The 19,093-nt window shown below is 65.2% G+C and carries 18 protein-coding genes and 1 riboswitch; of the genes, 11 read left to right on the forward strand and 7 right to left on the reverse strand.

The genetic code is table 11. From position 1 onward, the window contains the following. Positions 1 to 56 precede the first annotated feature (56 nt). Positions 57 to 917 (reverse strand): formyltetrahydrofolate deformylase, encoded by an 861-nt coding sequence (gene purU, locus LFT49_RS06500; protein ID WP_236801514.1) that lies wholly within the window; start codon positions 915 to 917, stop codon positions 57 to 59. Between the two features lie 43 nt (positions 918 to 960). Continuing rightward, positions 961 to 1,046, forward strand: a riboswitch (ZMP/ZTP riboswitch). A gap of 147 nt (positions 1,047 to 1,193) precedes the next feature. Between purU and glyA the strand changes: the two genes are divergently transcribed. The 10 genes from glyA (at position 1,194) to LFT49_RS06550 (ending at position 10,557) form a co-directional block, all read left to right on the forward strand. After that, positions 1,194 to 2,492 carry a serine hydroxymethyltransferase gene (gene glyA, locus LFT49_RS06505; RefSeq protein WP_236801516.1) on the forward strand — a complete coding sequence of 433 codons (1,299 nt, stop codon included), beginning with the start codon at positions 1,194 to 1,196 and terminating at the stop codon, positions 2,490 to 2,492. A gap of 3 nt (positions 2,493 to 2,495) precedes the next feature. Further along, positions 2,496 to 3,398, forward strand: a complete 903-nt coding sequence (locus LFT49_RS06510) for a bifunctional methylenetetrahydrofolate dehydrogenase/methenyltetrahydrofolate cyclohydrolase (RefSeq protein ID WP_237430105.1) — start codon at positions 2,496 to 2,498, stop codon at positions 3,396 to 3,398. Between the two features lie 144 nt (positions 3,399 to 3,542). Next, complete coding sequence (locus LFT49_RS06515; protein WP_236801518.1) at positions 3,543 to 4,517, forward strand: ABC transporter ATP-binding protein; 975 nt, start codon at positions 3,543 to 3,545, stop codon at positions 4,515 to 4,517. A gap of 10 nt (positions 4,518 to 4,527) precedes the next feature. Beyond that, positions 4,528 to 5,400, forward strand: a complete 873-nt coding sequence (locus tag LFT49_RS06520; protein ID WP_237430106.1) for an ABC transporter permease — start codon at positions 4,528 to 4,530, stop codon at positions 5,398 to 5,400. Continuing rightward, positions 5,355 to 6,209 (forward strand): ABC transporter permease, encoded by an 855-nt coding sequence (locus tag LFT49_RS06525; protein ID WP_373462166.1) that lies wholly within the window; start codon positions 5,355 to 5,357, stop codon positions 6,207 to 6,209. Before LFT49_RS06520 ends, LFT49_RS06525 begins: the two co-directional genes overlap by 46 nt. Positions 6,210 to 6,353: 144 nt before the next feature. Further along, the gene (locus LFT49_RS06530) at positions 6,354 to 6,917 is read left to right on the forward strand and encodes a hypothetical protein (RefSeq protein WP_236801521.1); all 564 of its coding nucleotides are present in this window, start codon (positions 6,354 to 6,356) and stop codon (positions 6,915 to 6,917) included. Between the two features lie 10 nt (positions 6,918 to 6,927). Further along, positions 6,928 to 7,761, forward strand: coding sequence for an exodeoxyribonuclease III (locus LFT49_RS06535; RefSeq protein ID WP_236801523.1), 834 nt, complete (start codon positions 6,928 to 6,930; stop codon positions 7,759 to 7,761). A 16-nt stretch (positions 7,762 to 7,777) separates the two neighbouring features. Further along, entirely contained in the window at positions 7,778 to 8,821 is a 1,044-nt protein-coding gene (gene trpS / locus LFT49_RS06540; protein ID WP_236821587.1) for a tryptophan--tRNA ligase, read from the forward strand. A gap of 4 nt (positions 8,822 to 8,825) precedes the next feature. Further along, complete coding sequence (locus LFT49_RS06545) at positions 8,826 to 9,527, forward strand: 2'-5' RNA ligase family protein (RefSeq protein ID WP_237430107.1); 702 nt, start codon at positions 8,826 to 8,828, stop codon at positions 9,525 to 9,527. A gap of 58 nt (positions 9,528 to 9,585) precedes the next feature. Next, positions 9,586 to 10,557 carry a YihY/virulence factor BrkB family protein gene (locus LFT49_RS06550; protein ID WP_237430478.1) on the forward strand — a complete coding sequence of 324 codons (972 nt, stop codon included), beginning with the start codon at positions 9,586 to 9,588 and terminating at the stop codon, positions 10,555 to 10,557. A gap of 39 nt (positions 10,558 to 10,596) precedes the next feature. Here LFT49_RS06550 and LFT49_RS06555 read toward each other — a convergent pair whose 3' ends face one another. Further along, a complete protein-coding gene (locus LFT49_RS06555; RefSeq protein ID WP_237430108.1) occupies positions 10,597 to 12,885 on the reverse strand; it encodes a hypothetical protein in 2,289 nt (762 codons plus the stop codon). A gap of 300 nt (positions 12,886 to 13,185) precedes the next feature. On the opposite strand from LFT49_RS06555, the gene LFT49_RS06560 reads away from it, so the two are divergent. Further along, positions 13,186 to 14,487, forward strand: coding sequence for an ABC transporter substrate-binding protein (locus LFT49_RS06560; protein ID WP_237430109.1), 1,302 nt, complete (start codon positions 13,186 to 13,188; stop codon positions 14,485 to 14,487). Positions 14,488 to 14,513: 26 nt separating this feature from the next. Here the strand turns inward: LFT49_RS06560 and LFT49_RS06565 are convergent, their stop codons facing one another. From LFT49_RS06565 to sdhC, 5 genes are all read right to left on the reverse strand, one after another. After that, positions 14,514 to 15,287 carry an alpha/beta hydrolase gene (locus LFT49_RS06565; protein WP_236801529.1) on the reverse strand — a complete coding sequence of 258 codons (774 nt, stop codon included), beginning with the start codon at positions 15,285 to 15,287 and terminating at the stop codon, positions 14,514 to 14,516. Positions 15,288 to 15,463: 176 nt separating this feature from the next. Beyond that, positions 15,464 to 16,246 (reverse strand): succinate dehydrogenase iron-sulfur subunit, encoded by a 783-nt coding sequence (locus tag LFT49_RS06570; RefSeq protein ID WP_142130712.1) that lies wholly within the window; start codon positions 16,244 to 16,246, stop codon positions 15,464 to 15,466. Between the two features lies 1 nt (position 16,247). Then, positions 16,248 to 18,047 carry a succinate dehydrogenase flavoprotein subunit gene (sdhA, locus tag LFT49_RS06575; protein ID WP_236801530.1) on the reverse strand — a complete coding sequence of 600 codons (1,800 nt, stop codon included), beginning with the start codon at positions 18,045 to 18,047 and terminating at the stop codon, positions 16,248 to 16,250. 109 nt (positions 18,048 to 18,156) lie between these two features. Then, complete coding sequence (locus LFT49_RS06580) at positions 18,157 to 18,618, reverse strand: succinate dehydrogenase hydrophobic membrane anchor subunit (protein WP_142130710.1); 462 nt, start codon at positions 18,616 to 18,618, stop codon at positions 18,157 to 18,159. A 3-nt stretch (positions 18,619 to 18,621) separates the two neighbouring features. Next, on the reverse strand, positions 18,622 to 18,957 hold the full coding sequence (sdhC, locus tag LFT49_RS06585) for a succinate dehydrogenase, cytochrome b556 subunit (RefSeq protein ID WP_237430479.1): 336 nt from the start codon (positions 18,955 to 18,957) through the stop codon (positions 18,622 to 18,624). Between the last annotated feature and the right edge of the window lie 136 nt (positions 18,958 to 19,093).

Genomic DNA, 19,093 nt, shown 5'->3' on the forward strand with positions numbered 1-19,093 from the left:
TGCGGGTCGAAAACGACAACTAATGCCAGCCAGTTGGGTAGCTGAGGGGGAGTGGCCTAGTTGAAGACCACGGTGCGGTTGCCGTCCAGCAGCACCCGGTGCTCGGCGTGCCACTGCACGGCCTGGACCAGCGTGCGGCCCTCCACGTCGCGGCCCATTTGGACGAACTGCTCGGCGGTGCGGGCGTGGTCCACCCGGATGACTTCCTGCTCGATGATGGGCCCCTCGTCCAGGGCTGCGGTGACGTAGTGGGCCGTGGCGCCGATCAGTTTCACGCCGCGCGCGTGCGCCTGGTGGTAGGGCTTGGCGCCCTTGAAGGACGGTAGGAACGAGTGGTGGATGTTGATGGCCTTGCCCGTGAGGTCGGCGCAGAGTTCATCGGACAGGATCTGCATGTAGCGGGCCAGGACGGTCAGCTCGATGTCGTGCTCGGCGATGAGCGCGCGCAGCTTGTCCTCCGCCTGCACCTTGGTGTCCTTGGTCACGGGGATGTAGTGGAACGGGATGCCGTAGAACTCGGCCAGCCCGGCCAGGTCCTGGTGGTTCGACACGATGGCCGGGATTTCGATGGGAAGCGTGCCGGAACGCTGCTGGAAGAGCAAGTCGTTGAGGCAGTGGGCCGAGGTGCTGCACATCACCAGGGTGCGCACTTTGTCGCCCACAGTATCCAGGCTCCACTGCATCGAGAAGGCCTCTGCCACCGGCTCCAGCGCGGCGCGCAGCTCCGACTTGGGGGCGGCCGTGGTCACCTCCACCCGCATGAAAAAGTTGCCGGTGGTGGGGCTGCCGTACTGCTGTGAATCCATAATGTTGCACCCCGCCACCAGGAGTGCTCCGGCCACCGCGTGGACGATTCCGGGACGGTCCGGGCAGGACAGGGTTACTACATACGCTTGGTTCAGCAGCTGTTCATTCACGCGTAATAGCCTACCCGCGCCGCGGGCGCCGGTTTTGGTAGGCTGGGACGGTCGCAACTGGCGTTGGGTGGCTAACCACCAGGGAGCGGCAATCACGAAGACCACGGATCGTACGCCTGGGCCGAGGGTCATGTTTTGCCGGAAAGTGGGGTTGCGCCCGCGTCAGCGCAGCAGCGCCATGCCGAGCTTTCACGCCCTGTCATCAACACGGTGCGGAAGCGCGCCAGCCGGTAGCCTGACCTAAGCAGTGCCCGTATCCCTAGCCAGGAGTTCTTCGTGACTACTACAGCCACCTCAACCACAGCCGTCAGCAACCAGCCGCTGGCTGAGCTCGACCCCGAAATCGCCAAAGTCCTTGAGCAGGAGCTGGGCCGCCAGCGCGGCACCCTGGAAATGATTGCCTCCGAGAACTTCGCGCCCCGCGCCGTGATGGAGGCCCAGGGCTCCGTCCTCACCAACAAGTACGCCGAGGGCTACCCGGGCCGCCGCTACTACGGCGGCTGCGAATATGTTGACGTTGCAGAGCAGTTGGCCATCGACCGGGTCAAGGCACTGTTTGGCGCCGAGTTCGCCAACGTCCAGCCGCACTCCGGTGCACAGGCCAACGCCGCGGCCCTCTCCGCCATGATCACCCCCGGCGACAAGATCCTGGGCCTGTCCCTGGCCCACGGCGGCCACCTGACCCACGGCATGAAGCTGAACTTCTCCGGCAAGCTTTACGAAGTTGCCGCCTACCAGGTGGAGGAAGACACCTTCCGGGTGGACATGGACAAGCTCCGCGAGCAGGCCATCAAGGAAAAGCCCCAGGTGATCATCGCCGGCTGGTCCGCCTACCCGCGCCACCTGGACTTCGCCGCCTTCCGCTCCATCGCCGATGAAGTGGGCGCACTGCTCTGGACCGACATGGCACACTTCGCCGGCCTCGTGGCTGCAGGCCTGCACCCCAGCCCGGTGCCGCACTCCGACGTCGTCACCTCCACCGTGCACAAGACCCTGGCCGGTCCCCGCTCCGGTGTGATCCTGGCCAAGGAACAGTGGGGCAAGAAGCTGAACTCCAACGTCTTCCCCGGCCAGCAGGGCGGCCCGCTGATGCACGTCATCGCCGCCAAGGCCGTGGCCTTCAAGATCGCCGGCACCCAGGAATTCAAGGAGCGCCAGGAGCGCGTCCTGGAAGGTGCCAAGATCATCGCCGACCGCCTGAACCAGGCCGACGTGGCCCAGGCCGGAGTCTCCGTTCTCACCGGCGGCACCGACGTCCACCTGGTGCTCGTTGACCTGCGCAACTCCCAGCTGGACGGCCAGCAGGCCGAGGACCTCCTGCACTCGGTGGGCATCACCGTCAACCGCAACGCCGTCCCGTTCGACCCCCGCCCGCCGATGGTCACCTCTGGCCTGCGCATCGGCACCCCCGCCCTGGCCACCCGCGGCTTCGGCGCCACCGAGTTCACCGAGGTCGCCGAGATCATCGCCACCGCCCTCAAGGCAGGCAACAGCGCCGACGTCGAGGCCCTGCAGGCACGCGTTGACAAGCTGGCAGCCGACTTCCCGCTCTACCCGCAGCACGAGCAGTGGTAACCAATGACTGAAACCACAACCGCGCAGATCCTCGACGGCAAGGCCACCGCCGCTGCCATCAAGGCCGAGCTGACCGAACGCGTGGCCGCACTCAAGGCCAAGGGCGTCACTCCCGGCATCGCAACTGTGCTGGTGGGCGCGGACCCGGCCTCGCAGCTGTACGTCTCCATGAAGCACAAGCAGTCCGTGCAGATTGGGATGAACTCCATCCAGCGCGAGCTTCCGGCCGACGCCACCCAGGAACAGGTGGAGGCCCTCATTGACGAACTCAATGCGGACCCCGCCTGCCACGGGTACATTGTGCAGCTGCCGCTGCCCAAGCACCTGGACACGGATGCCATCCTGGAACGGATCGACCCCGCCAAGGACGCCGACGGGCTGCACCCCACCAACCTCGGCCGGCTGGTGCTGAACGTCAACAACAAGATCACCACGCCGCTGCCGTGCACCCCCCGCGGTGTCATCGAGCTCCTGGAGCGCAACGGCTACAGCCTGGCCGGCAAGCACGTTGTGGTGGTGGGCCGCGGCGTCACCATCGGCCGCTCCATCGGCCTGCTGCTCACGCGGCGGGACGTCAACGCCACCGTGACCCTGACCCACACCGGCACCACCAACCTCTCCGAACTGCTGAAGCAGGCGGACGTGATCGTGGGTGCGGCCGGCGTGAAGCACATCGTCAAGGCAGCGGACGTGAAGCCGGGTGCCGCTTTGCTGGACGTCGGCGTCACCCGCGAGACCGATCCGGAGACGGGCAAGAGCCGCGTCTACGGCGACATCGATCCCGCCGCCGCCGAGGTGGCCGGCTGGATTTCGCCGAATCCTGGCGGCGTGGGCCCCATGACAGTGGCTCTGTTGATGACCAACGTGGTGGAGGCCGCGGAACGCGCGGCAGGCATCGGCCAGTAGGCACTGCAGACTAGTTCCGGCAGGAAGAAGTACGACGGCGGCACGGCACCTTTCCCAGGAAAGGCGCCGTGCCGCCGTCGTACGTTTAATAACGAAACTGCAAGCGTCCTTCCACATCCGCCCCGCCTCCATTAGTCTGCACAGGTGCACAACCACGCCCTGACGCCTGCCGGCACCCTGACCACGGGCCCGCCGTCCGGCACCGTCATCTCCGCCGAAAACCTGACCAAGACCTACGGTGATGTTGCCGCCGTCGACGGCATCTCCTTTGCCGTGCCCGCGGGGGAGTCCTTCGGGCTGCTCGGGCCCAACGGCGCGGGCAAGTCCACCACCATGAAGATGATCGGCGGTGTCACCCGCCGCTCCGCGGGGCAGCTCAGCATTATGGGGCTGGACCCGGACACCCACGGCCCTGAGGTGCGCGCGCACCTGGGCGTGGTGCCGCAGCAGGACAACCTGGACGAGGAACTGCGCGTACGCGACAACCTCCTGGTCTACGGTCGGTATTTCGGCCTGCCCATGAGCTACCTCAAGCCCAAGGCCGATGAACTGTTGGAATTCGCCCAGCTGACGGACAAGGCCAAATCCCGGGTGGACGCCCTCTCCGGCGGCATGAAGCGCCGCCTCACCATCGCGCGGTCCCTGATCAACGAACCGCGGATCCTGCTGCTGGACGAGCCCACCACGGGACTCGACCCGCAGGCCCGCCACATCCTCTGGGACCGGCTGTTCCGGCTGAAGGAGCAGGGCGTCACCCTGATCCTCACCACGCACTACATGGACGAGGCTGAGCAGCTCTGCGACCGACTGATCGTGGTGGACAAGGGCCGGATCATGGCCGAGGGCTCGCCCGCGGAGCTGATCCGTGAGCACTCCACCCGGGAAGTGGTGGAGCTGCGGTTCGGTTCGGAACGCAACGCCACCATCGGGTCGCAGCTGGAGGGCATCGGGGAACGGCTTGAGGTGCTGCCTGACAGGGTGCTGATGTACGCGCACGACGGCGAGTCCGCCCTTGAGCAGGTATCGGCCCGCGGCCTGAGGCCGCTGACGTCGCTGGTCCGCAGGTCCTCGCTGGAGGACGTGTTCCTTCGGCTCACCGGGCGGAGCCTCGTTGACTGAATCCGGGGGATTGACTGAATCAGACGGGTTGGCTGAATCAGTGTCGGGGGTTGGTCCGCGCCCCGCGCTGCGGGCGCACGCGCCGGAGGTCTCGGCGGCCAAGGCGCGGCGTTGGGGTGCCTTCTACTATGCGGAGCAGGTGCTCCGCGTCATGAAGGGGTACACCTGGTCCATCGTGATGTACAGCGTCGGCCAGCCAGTGGCGTACCTGTTCGCCATGGGTGTGGGCTTGGCCACCCTGGTGGATACCGGCAACGAGGCCTTCGGCGGCGTCTCCTACCTGGCCTTCATCGCCCCGGCGCTGCTGGTGTCCGCCGCCGTGATGACTGCTGCCAACGAGTTCACGTTTCCCATCATGGACGGGTTCAAGTGGCGGCGGATCTACTTTGGCCCCCATGCCTCGCCGCTGACACCGCAGCAGATTGCCGCCGGCCAGATCATTGCCGTGACGCTGCGCCTGCTGCTGCAGTCAGCCATCTACTTTGCCGCCGTGGCACTGTTCGGCGCTTCGCCGTCGGGTTGGGGCTGGGTAGGCATCCTGGTGGCCACCCTGACGGGGCTCGCCTTTGGGTTGCCGCTGATGGCCTACTCGGCCTCCATCACTGAGGACAAGGGCCAGTTCGCGCTGGTGATGAGGTTCATTGTGATGCCGCTGTTCCTGTTCTCCGGCACGTTCTTCCCGCTGGAGAACCTGCCACTGGCCGTCCGCTGGATCGGGTGGATCTCACCCATCTGGCACGGCACGGAACTGGGCCGGGTGTTCAGTTTCGGTTACCGTGAACCGCTGCTCCTCACGGTTGTCCACGCCGCCGTGCTGGCGGGGCTGGCTGTCCTGGGATGGGTGCTGACGCGGCGCCGCTTCGCCCTGAGGCTGGGCCAGTGAGCGCGCCCGCGCAGGCGCGCAGCCGGACGTTCGGGCCGCTGTACTCCCGCAACGCCAGGGCAGTAATTGCCCGCGGGCTTATGGCCACGCGGAGCACCAACTGGCTGGTGATGGTGTCCGGATTCTTCGAGCCGGTCCTGTTCCTCATCTCCATGGGCGTGGGCCTCGGGGCCATCGTGGGCGAGGTCCAGGGGCCTGACGGTACACACATCAGCTACGCCGCCTACATTGCCCCTGCCCTGCTGGCTGTCTCGGCCATGAACGGTGCGGTGTATGACTCCACGTGGAACGTCTTCTTCAAGATGAACTTCGCCAAGCTCTACCAGGGCATGCTCTACACGTCGCTGGGCCCGCTGGATGTCGCGCTGGGAGAGATCTTCCTGGCCTTGCTGCGGGGCATGCTCTACGCCACCGGATTCACGGCGGTCATGGGGGTCATGGGGCTGATCACTTCGCCTTGGGCGCTGCTCATGATTCCAGCGTCCGTCCTGATTGCCTTCGGGTTCGCCAGCCTCGGCATGGGCATCACCAGTTTCCTCAAGACCTTCCAGCAGATGGACTGGATCAACTTCATCCTGCTGCCCATGTTCCTGTTCAGTGCCACCTTCTACCCCTTGAGCGTGTATCCGCAGCCCATCCAGTGGTTCATCCAGGCCATGCCGCTGTGGCACGGGGTGGAGCTGCTGCGGCAGATCAGCGTGGGAAGCTTCACGTCCGCCACACTCCTGCACGTGGGCTACTACCTGGTGATGACCGCAGTCGGCATGCTGCTGACCACCCTGCGCCTGCGGAGCCTGTTCCTGAAGTGATGCCCGCGTCCAACTAGGTCGCATTACTTGTCGTTTTGAGCCGTCAGAACGACAACTACTGCGAGTCAGTTGGGGGAGCGGGGGTTTGTTCGCCGGGGGTGGAAGGCGGCGGAAGCACAGTCTTCCGTTTGAGACAATGGCTGCATGCGAACTTTGGGCAGCTCCTCGTCATCCTCCAAACCCGCCCGGGGTGGTTTTTCGATGTTCCGGATCAGCGGACCGGGGCTGATGGTCCTGGTGACGGCTTTCGTTGTGGCGGTTATTTTCGCAGCGAACCAGAACGACGTCGTGGGCTGGGTTGTGGCCATCATCGCCGGCTTCTGGCTTGCGCTGGCTGCGTTCGTGGTCTTCAGCATCCAGCGGGCCGCCAAGAAGGCCGGGGCGAAGCTGTCAGAGGCCCAGAGCGCGTTCCAGACGGCAGCCGGACGTGGTCCGGCCCGCGTATCGGCCGACCACGGGGGGACGCAGGTGATCTACGAACGCACCGAGGCTGACGAGGTGCGCGACCTGAAGCTGGACCATTCGTTCAAGATCGTCCAGGTACAAATCCGCGTGGTGGAGGAGGAGCGTGCCAAGGGCGACGCCGCGAACCACGACACCATCAACCGCGCCCTCGAGACCATCCAGATCACAGCCGCCAATGCCCGGGACATGATCAAGTCCTCCGGGGGCAACGGGGAGCCGGTGACCGGAACCATCATCGACTAGAGTGGAGCGGGTGAGCTCGGCATTGAACAAGGACCACCTTCGCATCGCATCCGTGAACGTCAACGGCCTCCGGGCTGCCTACAAAAACGGTATGGCGGCATGGCTGGAGCCGCGCGAAGTGGACATCCTTTGCCTGCAGGAAGTGCGCGCCCCTGACGCCATCGTCCGGGAGCTGCTGGGGGATGGCTGGCATATCCTGCACGCCGAGGCTGAGGCGAAAGGCCGTGCCGGCGTCGCCATCGCATCCCGGCTGGAACCGCTGGAAACCAGGAACGGCATCGGCGACGACTACTTCGCCACCGCCGGACGCTGGGTGGAAGCGGATTTCCGCGTCCCTGACGCTGCAGGAAACCCCGTCCAGCTCACCGTCGCCAGCGCCTACGTGCATTCAGGTGAAGTGGGAACTCCCAAGCAGGATGACAAGTACCGCTTCCTTGACGCCATGCACACCCGGCTTCCGGAGCTGACCAAGCACAGCGACCATGCGCTGGTGGTGGGAGACCTGAACGTCGCCCACACGCCCCGGGACATCCGGAACTCCAAGGGCAACCTCAAGAAGGCCGGGCACCTGCCGGAGGAACGCGCGTACTTCGACCGCTTCTTCGGCGAGGAGGTCGGCTGGCATGACGTCCACCGGAACCTGGCCGGCGACGTCGACGGGCCGTACACCTGGTGGTCCTGGCGCGGCAAGGCGTTCGACAATGACACCGGCTGGCGCATCGACTACCACATTGCCACCCCCGAACTTGCCGCGTCCGCCATTTCGGCTGTTGTGGACCGTGCAGCCACCTGGGACACCCGCTTCTCCGACCACGCCCCGCTGGTAGTGGACTACCAGCTCTAAGCCCGAAAGTTTTTCCATGACCACCCAGACTTCCTCCACTGACAAAAAGCGCATTCTTTCCGGCGCCAAGCCCACGGCTGATTCCCTTCACCTGGGCAACTACATCGGCGCTGTGCGCAACTGGGTGGACATGCAGGCGGAGTACGACGCCGTCTTCTTCATCCCTGACCTGCATGCCATCACGGTGGACTTCGACCCGGCCGAACTGGCAAAGCGCACCCGCATCGTCGCAGCCCAGTACATCGCCGCCGGAATTGACCCGGACAAGAGCATTTTCTTCGTCCAGTCCCACGTTCCCGAGCACGCACAGCTTGCCTGGGCACTGAACTGCATCACCGGTTTCGGCGAGGCCTCCCGGATGACGCAGTTCAAGGACAAAACCCAGAAGTCCGGTGCAGATTCGGCAACCCTGGGCCTGTTCGCCTACCCCACACTGATGGCCGCGGACATCCTGCTGTACCAGAGCGACCTGGTGCCCGTGGGCGAGGACCAGCGCCAGCACCTTGAACTGACCCGGAACCTGGCGCAGCGGTTCAACACCCGGTTCGGGCACACGTTCACCGTCCCCGAGGCCACGATCGTCAAGGAAAGCGCCAAGATCTACGACCTCCAGAATCCCAGCGCCAAGATGTCCAAGACGGGGGAGTCCCCCAACGGTGCCATCCAGCTGTTGGAGGATCCCAAGATCGCGGCCAAGCGCATCAAGTCGGCCGTGACCGACGCCGGAACGGACATCCGCTTCGATCCTGAGGAGAAGCCCGGGGTGTCCAACCTGCTGACCATCTACTCCTCCCTGACGGGCAAGTCCGTGGCGGACCTCGAAGCCGAGTACCAGGGGAAGATGTACGGCCACCTCAAAGTGGACCTCGCGGAGGTGGTGGTGGACTTCATCACCCCGCTCCGCAACCGGACCAACGAGCTGATGGCCGACCCCGCGGAACTCGACCGGCTGCTGGCCCTTGGTGCGGAACGGGCCAGGGAGATCGCCTCGGTCACGCTGGGCCAGGTGTATCAGCGCATGGGCTTCCTGCCGTCCCTCAGCCTCGCAGGAGTCCGCTAGCACCATGTCTTCGAGAAACGTCACCGCCAGGGGAGGTGCCTGCGCCGCCGGACAGGTGGAGCAGTCCCTGGCCGACCGGTTCGGAGACCAATCCAGCAGGAATGCGGCTGCGGAGCATGAAGCACGGAGTGAAGAAATCAGCGTGGGCGTCATCCTGGGGTTCCCGGCTGAGATAGCAGGGGAACTGCAGCGCTGGCGCGCGTCCTTCGGTGACCCCATGGCCGATGTGGTGCCGGCGCACATCACCCTGGTCACCACCACCCCCACGCGGGACTGGGAAGCCACGCGCCGGCATGTACGTGAGGTTGCCCGGCGCCAGAGTCCGTTCAAGGTCACCATCGCCGGGACGGGGACCTTCCGGCCCGTTTCGCCCGTCGTCTTCATCAACGTTGAGGACGGGTTCGATGACTGCGTGGACCTGCACCGCAAGCTTCAGCAGGGCCCGCTCCATCGCGAACTGCCTTTTGCCTACCATCCCCACGTCACCATCGCCCACGACGTCGCCCCGGAAAGCCTGGATGAGGCCGAAACGGTGCTAAAGAACTACAGGGCCACCTTCCCCGTGGTTAGCATGGGACTCTATGAGCATGATGCCGACGGCATCTGGCAGCTACGGGAAGAGCTGGACTTTGGGACCGAAACTGACAACCGCGGCAGCACCGGCCTTCCGGATGCTGCCGCGGACGCCCCCACCGAAGCAGAATAGCCAGCAGCCGCTGCCTACCGAGCTTGACCGGTTGAAGCTGGCGGTCATCGAAAAACGGATGGAGTGGAACCGGGCGCGCAAGTCCGGAGGGAAGTTCGCAGCGCTGATGGCTCTCGGGCAGTGGTTCACCGCCCGCCTGAACGTCCTGCGTCCCATGAGGGCCTTCCGGCATTACACCCTCCATTACGGGCCGTTGATGAGCGCCGGCATCGGCTTCAACATGTTTTTCTCCATCACCGGCCTACTGGCCACCGGCTTTTCCATTGCCGGCCTGGTGCTGAGCGGCCAACCGGCCCTGCTCGACACCATCGTCAGCAGCGTGGCCGCCAGCGCCCCCGGCCTCCTCAAAATCAACGGCGGCCAGGGCCTTGTGGACCCCAAGGACCTGCTGGATCCCAGCGGCCTTGGCTGGACTGCAGTAATCGGTGCCGTGGTCACCGTGGTCACCTCACTCGGCTGGATCAACGGTATGCGCGACGGCCTCCGGGGCGTACTGCAGCTGCCGCCGCTGATGGTCAATCCCATACTGCTGAAGCTGCGCGACGCCGGAATCCTGCTGCTGCTGGGCCTGTCCCTGGTGATCAGCGCGGCCGCTTCGCTGGTCTTCGGCACGGCAGCCGGATGGGTTTCCAACTTCCTGCACCTCGCTGACGCCTTGGCCGGGCCCCTCACCACGTCCGTGAAGATCATTGTGCCGCTGGTCCTCAACTGGGTCACGGCGCTGATCATGTTCCGGCTGGCCGCAGGCCTGAAGCTGTCCCGGCGCGCTTTGCTTGAAAGCACCATCCTCGCGGCCCTGGGCACCACCATCCTGCAGATCTTCAGCACTGAGCTGTTGGGCGGTGCCGGCCGCAACCCCCTCCTGGCCTCGTTTGCCGTCATCATCGGGCTTTTGATCTGGTTCAACCTGGTCAGTCAGGTCTACCTCGTCTCGGCGGGGTGGGCCGCCGTCCGCGAGGCGGACCTGGAGTCCGGCGGCACTCCCCGCAAGACCATCCTCGGTGCAAAGCGCGCCACACCCCAGACCTGACACTGCCCGGCAGGCTGCACGCCACGCCACCTTTCACGGTCAGGGAGCCGGCACCAGCCCCTCCCAGGCCACTGTCCAGCCCGGTGGAAAACCGGGTGCATGCCCCTCCGGGCCGTGGTCCCAGCCAGCGGCCATCAGCGCGGCCGCGGCAAGCAGACCGCCGTTGCCCGGAAGGTACAAGGGCAGGGAGTCCGTTTGGCGGTTGTGCCCGTTCGGCAGGACCGTGTTCTTGCCGGCGTCCTGCAGGAGCGCGTCCACGGCGGCCTCCGGGTCACCCAGCCGCGCGGCCGTCATGGCCATCACCGGGTAGTCCCAGCCCCACGTGCTGCCCCAGTCCCAGTCGGCCAGGACGTCATCCAGCGTTGCCCGCATGGTTGCTTCATCAATCAGTCCCGTCAGCGGCAGGACGCCGAGGGCGCAGAGCATGGAGGGATGGTCCGTCCTGATGGTGAATGGTTCCACGTCCATGGCTGCGTAGACACCGTTGACCACTCGCGGGCGCACCAACCCGTCGGCCACCGCCTGCCAGGCATGAACAGGTTCCAGGCCCAGCCGTTCCCGCCACGCGGCGGCGGTCCGGAGGCCCCACTGCCAGTAGGCAAGTTCGAAGGTGGGATTCATGACCTTGGCCCGCATGGACCCATAGCTCTCCTGCGCGGGGATGAGCGGCGGACCAAGTTCGAAACCGCGCGGCGTGGGGTGGGCGAAGCTGGCCATGAACTCCGCGGACTCGAACACGATGTCCGCGAACTCCTCCAGCACCTCGCGGCCGGGGTTGGCCCGATACGCCAGTTCCGCCAGGTGGATGGGATGTGGTTGCTGCCAAATCAGGAACGTCCCGATCGGGCTGGGGCTCTCCCTTCCATCCGGACCTACCTGCTTTGGCCAGCGGGCGCCGTCGAACCCCTGCGCCCGTGCCGTCTGCCGGGACGACTCCAGCACCGTTGTATACCAGCGCAGGGAGGGGAGGAGCAGTTCCGCGCGGTTCCAGTGCGCAAAATGGGCGGCGTGCCACCAATGCATCTCCAGGTGGAAACGTCCCCGCCACGAGTTGCACACCAGGCCCGTTTCCTGCGGCGGCAGCGATCCGGAGCAGTTGACGGCGGTCAGGTACTGGGAGAGGACGATGCGTCGTTCCAGCTCCTTCGCCCTCGCGTCCGGAGTGGCGGCCAGTTCGATGGCACCTCCGGAGCGCCAGAACCTGGGCCAGTGCTCCATTGAGGCAGCCGCAACGTTGCTGCCGGGCTGGCTTCCGCCAGGAGGCTGAGGGGCGTCAGGGGAAGGCCCGACGGCGGAACGAGGCTCGCTGCCTGCGCACGCCTTGCCTGCCACCTGGGAAAGGCCGGCGCCGCCCCTGGGGATGCAGTCACCATCGCCTCCGGACACGAAGGCAACGGACAGGTCCAGGACGTCCGGCCCGGAATGCGTGTCCAGGCAGATGCGTACCGAGTGCGCTCCAGCCTGCTCCACAACAAGGCCGTGCCCGCTGACCACCACCTGGTACCGCGAGTTGTCCAGTGCGCGGTCCACAGTCCAGCTGGGTGCCCCCGGGTGGAGCTCGGCGGGGTGGGGTCCGTGAAGACTGGTGGCATGGGCGGCTGACTGGCCCCAGTCGGCAGCATCGTGCCAGGCCTCTGACCCGTACGGGAAGTCGATGGCAATCACCAGGCCCTCCCGGAGCGCCCGGGACTCCACACGGATCCCGAGCTCATCGCGGTGGGGGTGGCAGGCCGTGGTGACCTGCACTGGGTGGCCGGCAATGGTGAAGGAGCTGGCGACAACACCAGTCCACAGATCCAGTGTCTGGCCGCTGTCGGAGAGTTCCGCGGAATTGATGAGTCGGCTGGCCCCGTCCTGCAGCAGCTGAAAACCGACGCGTCCCAGGTCAAGGCGGTGCGGATTTGCCCGCAGCCAGGTTTCCGCAGCGGAGGTGCCCGTCTCGCGGTCATTGACAATGTCTCCCACCATGTCCACGTAAGGGACAGGTCCCCGTGGTGATTCATAGAGGACGGTCGACCCTGCCAGGGTGTACCGGTCGCCGCCGGGCGTGGAGTGCCAGCCCCAATTCGACTGCGTCCCCAGCAGGGTTCCGGGCGGGAGTTTTTCCTGGCGCGGCCCCACCGGATACTCTGCCGGCAGGGTCTGCAGCCCGGTGAGGTCAATGGTGAAAGCGAACTCGCCGTTGCCTACGGATACGGGGCTTCGGGTATCAAGCCTGCACTGCCGGACGTTATGGCGCTGCACCAGCGCCTTCCGGTCGATAGCGCCGGATGGCCGTTGTGCCTGGGTCATGGCCTGCTGCCCTGCGGTGCTGCTGCGGCTGTGCATGGTGGACGCCCTCCTGACGGGAATCTGTTGCCGGCGCCGCGAATTTTCCGGACGCACGGATAGCTGGCCTCTGCGACTGAAGAGCGGCGGAGGATGAAGAAAGCGGTTTCTGGCGGTTCTATCTTTTGCTGGTTCGAGGATGCTGTCAAGGCGCGTGGCGCAAGGCACTGCGTTCGAAACTATCGGCGCGCGGGAAGGCCTGAGTGGGTAATCGTTGGCCTATTGACGACCGCCATACCAATTGATACGTTTCACGAAACCGCTTTCTCGTCACCCGCACTTACGGAAGAAGCCTGCCCAATGACGCGTCACGCTGCCCGGAGAATCCGCCAATCCCTTGCCGTCCTGTCGGCCGCAGCCCTTCTGGCCGTGACTACCGGCTGTTCCAGTCCATCCTCCAACAAGGCTGAGGAGGGGCCCGTCGAAATCCGGTTCTCCTGGTGGGGCAATGCCGGCCGCGCCGAGCTGACCAACAAGGCGATTGCGGAGTTTGAAGCCGCCAACCCCAACATCAAGGTCAAGCCGGAATACGGCGACATCAGCGGCTACTTCGACAAGCTGGCAACCCAGGTGGCCGCCAATGACGCTCCGGACGTCATCACCATGGGCGGCGCCTACCCCGCCGAGTACGCCAACCGCGGGGCGCTGCTGGACCTGACCAAGGTGCAGGGCTCCCTGGACCTGTCCAGGATCGACCAGGGTGCGCTGGAAAACGGACAGGTCAAAGGCAAGCAGTACGGTGTCTCCACAGGTGCCAACGCCCTGGCCATCGTGGTCAATCCCGCTGTCTTCTCGGCGGCAGGTGTGCCTTTGCCGGATGACAGCAGCTGGAGCTGGGATGACTTCGCCAGGATCGCCGGCGACATCACGGCCAAGAGCCCCAAGGGGACGTACGGGACGGCCACGGTCCTCACCCATGACTCGTTGGATGCCTTCGCCCGCCAGCGCGGCAAATCCCTCTACACCCAGGACGGCCAGTTGGGGCTGGACAAGCAGACGGTGCAGGACTACTTCGATTATTCGCTGAAGCTCAGCGAATCCGGAGCCGCTCCAAGTGCGTCGGAAACGGTGGAGAAGCTCAACGTCAGCACGGAGCAGACCCTGATGGGCATGGGCAAGGCGGGGATGATGCTCACGTGGAGCAATTCACTGACCGCCCTCAGCAAGGCCTCCGGCGCGGACCTGAAACTGCTCAAGCTCCCCGGCGAAAAACCCACCCCGGGAATCTGGCTCCAGTCCTCGCAGTTCTACACCATCTCGGCCCGCAGCAAGCACACGGACGCCGCCGCAAAGCTTGTGAACTTCCTGGTCAATAACCAGGCCGCGGCCAAGATCATCCAGAGCGACAGGGGCATCCCCGGCAACTCCGAGATGCGCGCCGCCATCCAGGACCTGCTCACACCGCAAGGCAAGGTGGAAGCGGAGTACATCAACCAAATCGGCAAGATGGACTTCGCCCCCACTTACATCGGCCCCACCGGTTCCACCGCCGTTTCCGAAATCACCGCCCGGATCAACACCGAAGTCCTGTTCAAACGGCTGGCTCCGGAGAAGGCCGCCGAGCAGTGGCTCAGCGAGAGCGAGGCAGCGATCGGCAAGTAGTTACCCGCGGGGGGGCGGGCAGGGCGTCAGGCTGACGCGGCGTCGAGGTACTGGTCGGCCCACGCTGCGATGATGCGCGCAGCACGGGCAGCCTGGCCCTTCCCCGTCAGCAGGTGGTCGCTGCCCTCAAGGGACACAAAATTCCGCGGGTGCCTGGCGGTCTGGAAGATGGTGCTGGCGTTCTCGATCCCCACAGTGTTGTCGGTGGGGGAGTGCAGCACCATCAGTGGCTTGTGCAGCTGCTTGATGCAGTCCGTCAGGTCCGCATTTTCCAGATCCTCCACGAAGTGCCGTCGGATCTCCACCCGCTTGCCGCCGAGGTCCACCTCGGCGCTGCCCTCGCTGAGGATCCTGTCCAATGCAGCATCGAAGACGTGCGCCACGTGCTTGGGGGAGAAGGGCGCACCCACTGTGGCAACGGCGTCGAGTTCCGGAATGTCCCGCGCCGCAGCAAGCACTGCTGCACCGCCAAACGAGTGTCCCACCAGCAGGGAAATCTCCTTCCCCTCGCTGCGCATGAACTCTGCCGCCTTCACCGTGTCGGCTACCTTGTGGCTGAAGGAACCTGCGGACCATTCACCGGCGGAGCCGCCCAGGCCCAGGTTGTCGAAGCGCAGCATCCCGATGCCGCTGTCCGCCAGCGCCTTGCACATGCGGGCTGCGGAGGGGCTGTCCTTGCCCAGGGTGAACCCGTGCGAGAAGACGCCCCAGCCCTTGACGGGACCTTCCGGGACGTCGATGATGCCGGACAGCAGCTCGCCTGTGGAACCGGCGAAGGTGACTTTTTCGGAGCGGGACAAAAGGGGACCCTTTCTGTGGGCGGACAGCTTGCTCTATCAGGTTTGGTCCCCAAACCCCAGGTTTAGCGACCAAAGCTGATAGAGCATCCGGGTGCTTAGGTGCTGGAACGACGACGGCGCCGCCACCACACGTGGTGAGCGACGCCGTCGGCCGTTATCCAGGTTGTTGAACGCGGTTAGATCCTGCGGGCCAGGATGGCCTGCTTCACTTCCGCGATGGCCTGGGTGACCTGGATGCCTCGGGGGCAGGCCTCCGAGCAGTTGAAGGTGGTGCGGCAGCGCCACACGCCTTCCTTGTCATTGAGGATCTCAAGGCGCATGTCGCCGGCATCATCACGGGAGTCGAAGATGAAGCGGTGCGCGTTGACGATCGCTGCCGGGCCGAAGTACTGGCCATCGGTCCAGAACACCGGGCAGGAGGACGTGCACGCGGCACACAGGATGCACTTGGTGGTGTCGTCAAAGCGCTCACGGTCCTCAGCGGACTGCAGGCGTTCCCGGGTGGGCTCGTGGCCCTTGTTGATCAGGAAGGGCATGACTTCGCGGTACGACTGGAAGAAGGGTTCCATGTCCACGATGAGGTCCTTCTCCACCGGCAGGCCCTTGATGGGTTCCACCGTGATGGGCTTGGACGTGTCCAGGTCCTTGAGCAGCGTCTTGCAGGCAAGGCGGTTGCGGCCGTTGATGCGCATGGCGTCGGAGCCGCACACGCCGTGGGCGCAGGAGCGGCGGAAGGACAACGTGCCGTCCATTTCCCACTTCACCTTGTGCAGGGCGTCCAGGACACGGTCGGTGCCGTACATGGTCAGGTGGAAGTCATCCCAGGTGGCTTCCTCGGAAACCTCCGGGTTGTACCGGCGGACGCGCATGTGGACGTCGAACGTGGGGATTTCCCCGCCTCCGCCAACGCCGGCAGGAAGTTCAACCTTTGAGGCTGGCTCAGCGATTTCAGCGGTCATCTTAGTACTTCCTCACCATCGGCTCGTAGCGGGTAAAGACAACCGGCTTGGTGGCGAGGCGGATACCGGCGATTGATTCCGCCGATCCGTCAGCCGGCGCGTGGTCATCCTTGTACGCCATGGAGTGCTTCATGAATTTCTCGTCGTCACGCTCGGGGAAGTCCTCGCGGAAGTGTCCGCCGCGGGATTCCTCGCGGTGCAGGGCGGCCACGGTCATCACCTTGGCCAGTTCCAGCAGGAAGCCGAGCTCAACGGCCTCGAGCAGGTCCAGGTTGAAACGCTTGCCCTTGTCCTGGACGTTGATGCGCTTGTAGCGCTCCTCGAAGGAAGCAATGTCGCGCAGCACCTGGTTCAGGGTGTCCGCGGTGCGGAACACCTGCATGTTGGCGTCCATCGTGTCCTGCAGTTCCTTGCGGATCTGCGCCACCTTCTCGTCGCCGGTGCCGTTGCGGGCGATGTCCAGCAGGTCGGTGGTGTAGGCCAGCGGGTTCTCCGGCAGTTCCACGAACTGCGCGGTCTTGGCGTACTCGGCAGCGGCGATGCCGGCCCGCTTGCCGAACACGTTGATGTCCAGCAGCGAGTTGGTGCCCAGGCGGTTGGAACCGTGGACGGACACGCAGGCCACTTCACCGGCGGCGTAGAGGCCGGGGACCACGGTGTCGTTGTCCTGCAGGACCTCGGTCTGGATGTTCGTGGGGATGCCGCCCATGGCGTAGTGCGCGGTGGGGAACACCGGTACCGGCTCCGTGTACGGTTCCACGCCCAGGTAGGTGCGGGCGAACTCAGTGATGTCCGGAAGCTTGGCATCGATGTGCGCAGGCTCCAGGTGGGTCAGGTCCAGGAGGACGTAGTCCTTGTTCGGGCCGCAGCCGCGGCCTTCGCGCACCTCGTTGGCCATGGAACGGGCCACGATGTCACGCGGCGCGAGGTCCTTGATGGTGGGGGCGTAGCGCTCCATGAAGCGCTCACCCTCGGAGTTGCGGAGGATGGCACCTTCACCGCGGGCGGCCTCGGAGAGGAGGATGCCCAGGCCCGCGAGGCCTGTCGGGTGGAACTGGAAGAACTCCATGTCCTCCAGCGGGATGCCGCGGCGGAACGCGATGCCCATGCCGTCACCGGTGAGGGTGTGTGCATTCGAGGTGGTCTTGAAGACCTTGCCGGCGCCGCCGGAGGCGAACACCACGGACTTGGCCTGGAAGACGTGCAGTTCACCGGATGCCAGGTCGTAGGAGACGACGCCGGCAACGCGCTTCTGCTTGTAGGGGGTGCCGTCTGCGCGCACGGCGTCCTCTTCAACCGTCAGCAGGTCCAGGACGTAGTACTCGTTGTAGAACTCAACGTTGTGCTTGACGCAGTTTTGGTACAGGGTCTGCAGGATCATGTGGCCGGTGCGGTCCGCGGCGTAGCATGCGCGGCGGACCGGTGCCTTGCCGTGGTCCCGGGTGTGGCCGCCAAAGCGGCGCTGGTCGATCCGGCCTTCAGGCGTGCGGTTGAAGGGCAAGCCCATCTTTTCCAGGTCCAGCACGGCGTCAATGGCTTCCTTGGCCATGACCTCGGCTGCGTCCTGGTCAACCAGGTAGTCGCCGCCCTTGACGGTGTCGAAGGTGTGCCATTCCCAGTTGTCTTCCTCGACGTTGGCAAGGGCGGCACACATGCCACCCTGTGCCGCACCCGTGTGCGAGCGGGTGGGGTAGAGCTTGGTCAGTACTGCTGTGCGCGCGCGCTGACCGGATTCGATCGCGGCGCGCATGCCAGCGCCACCGGCACCGACGATGACGACGTCGTACTTATGGACCTGCATACCAGATGCTCTTTCTCTCAAAATTCGCTATGAAACAACGGGGCGGCTTTGCCTGCTCCGCAAAACGGGGCCCGCGGAAAAGCCCGCGGGCCCCGGGGTTGTGCCAGTGCTAGGCAGGGCAGAAACCGCCCGGAAGGGCAACGCCGTTCACCACAGGGCACGGGTTGAACGTGAAGATCACCAGGGTGCCCAGGAGGATGATGACCACGGCCGCTGCGTAGAGCACGGTCTTCAGCCAGCGGCGGGTGGAGGTCTTCTCGGCGTAGTCGTTGATGATGGTCCGCACGCCGTTGGTGCCGTGCAGCATGGCCAGCCACAGCATGGCCAGGTCCCAGAACTGCCAGAACGGGTCCGCCCACTTGCCGGCCACGAAGCCGAAGTCGATGGCGTGGATGCCTTCGCCGACCATGAGGTTCACGAACAGGTGGCCGAAGATGAGGACCACCAGCACCACGCCGGAAAGGCGCATGAACAGCCAGGCGATCATCTCGAAGTTGCCCTTGGAGCCGCCGCTGCGGCGGTACTGGGGGGCGATCCGCCCGCTGCGGGGGCTCTCGATGGTTGCAGTCATGGCTTAGAGACCTCCGAGGGCGAGGGACAGGTGGCGGATGGAGAAGGCAACCATGGTCACGACCCACAGGGCCAGGACTGCCCACAGCATCTGCCGCTGGTACTTGGCGCCCTTCTTCCAGAAGTCGACGGCAATGATCCGCAGGCCGTTGAAGGCGTGGAAAACGATGGCGGCAACGAGGCCGGTCTCGCCCAGCGCCATCAGGGGGTTCTTGTAGGCGCCGATCACGGCGGTGTAGGCCTCCGGTGACACACGCACCAAGGAGGTGTCCAGGACGTGGACCAACAAGAAGAAAAAGATCACTACACCGGTAATGCGGTGTCCTACCCAGGACCACATGCCTTCACGGCCGCGGTACAAGGTGCCAGCTGGTTTTGTCGGCACTGATAAACCTCCCTGCAACACAGCGGCGCTGGCATGAGATCCATGCGGGGGGAACGCCTGCTGCGAGAGCACTCGTAGCTCAGGCCTAAAT

The sequence above is a fragment of the Arthrobacter sp. FW306-06-A genome, from assembly GCF_021870055.1.
Classification (GTDB): Bacteria; Actinomycetota; Actinomycetes; order Actinomycetales; family Micrococcaceae; genus Arthrobacter.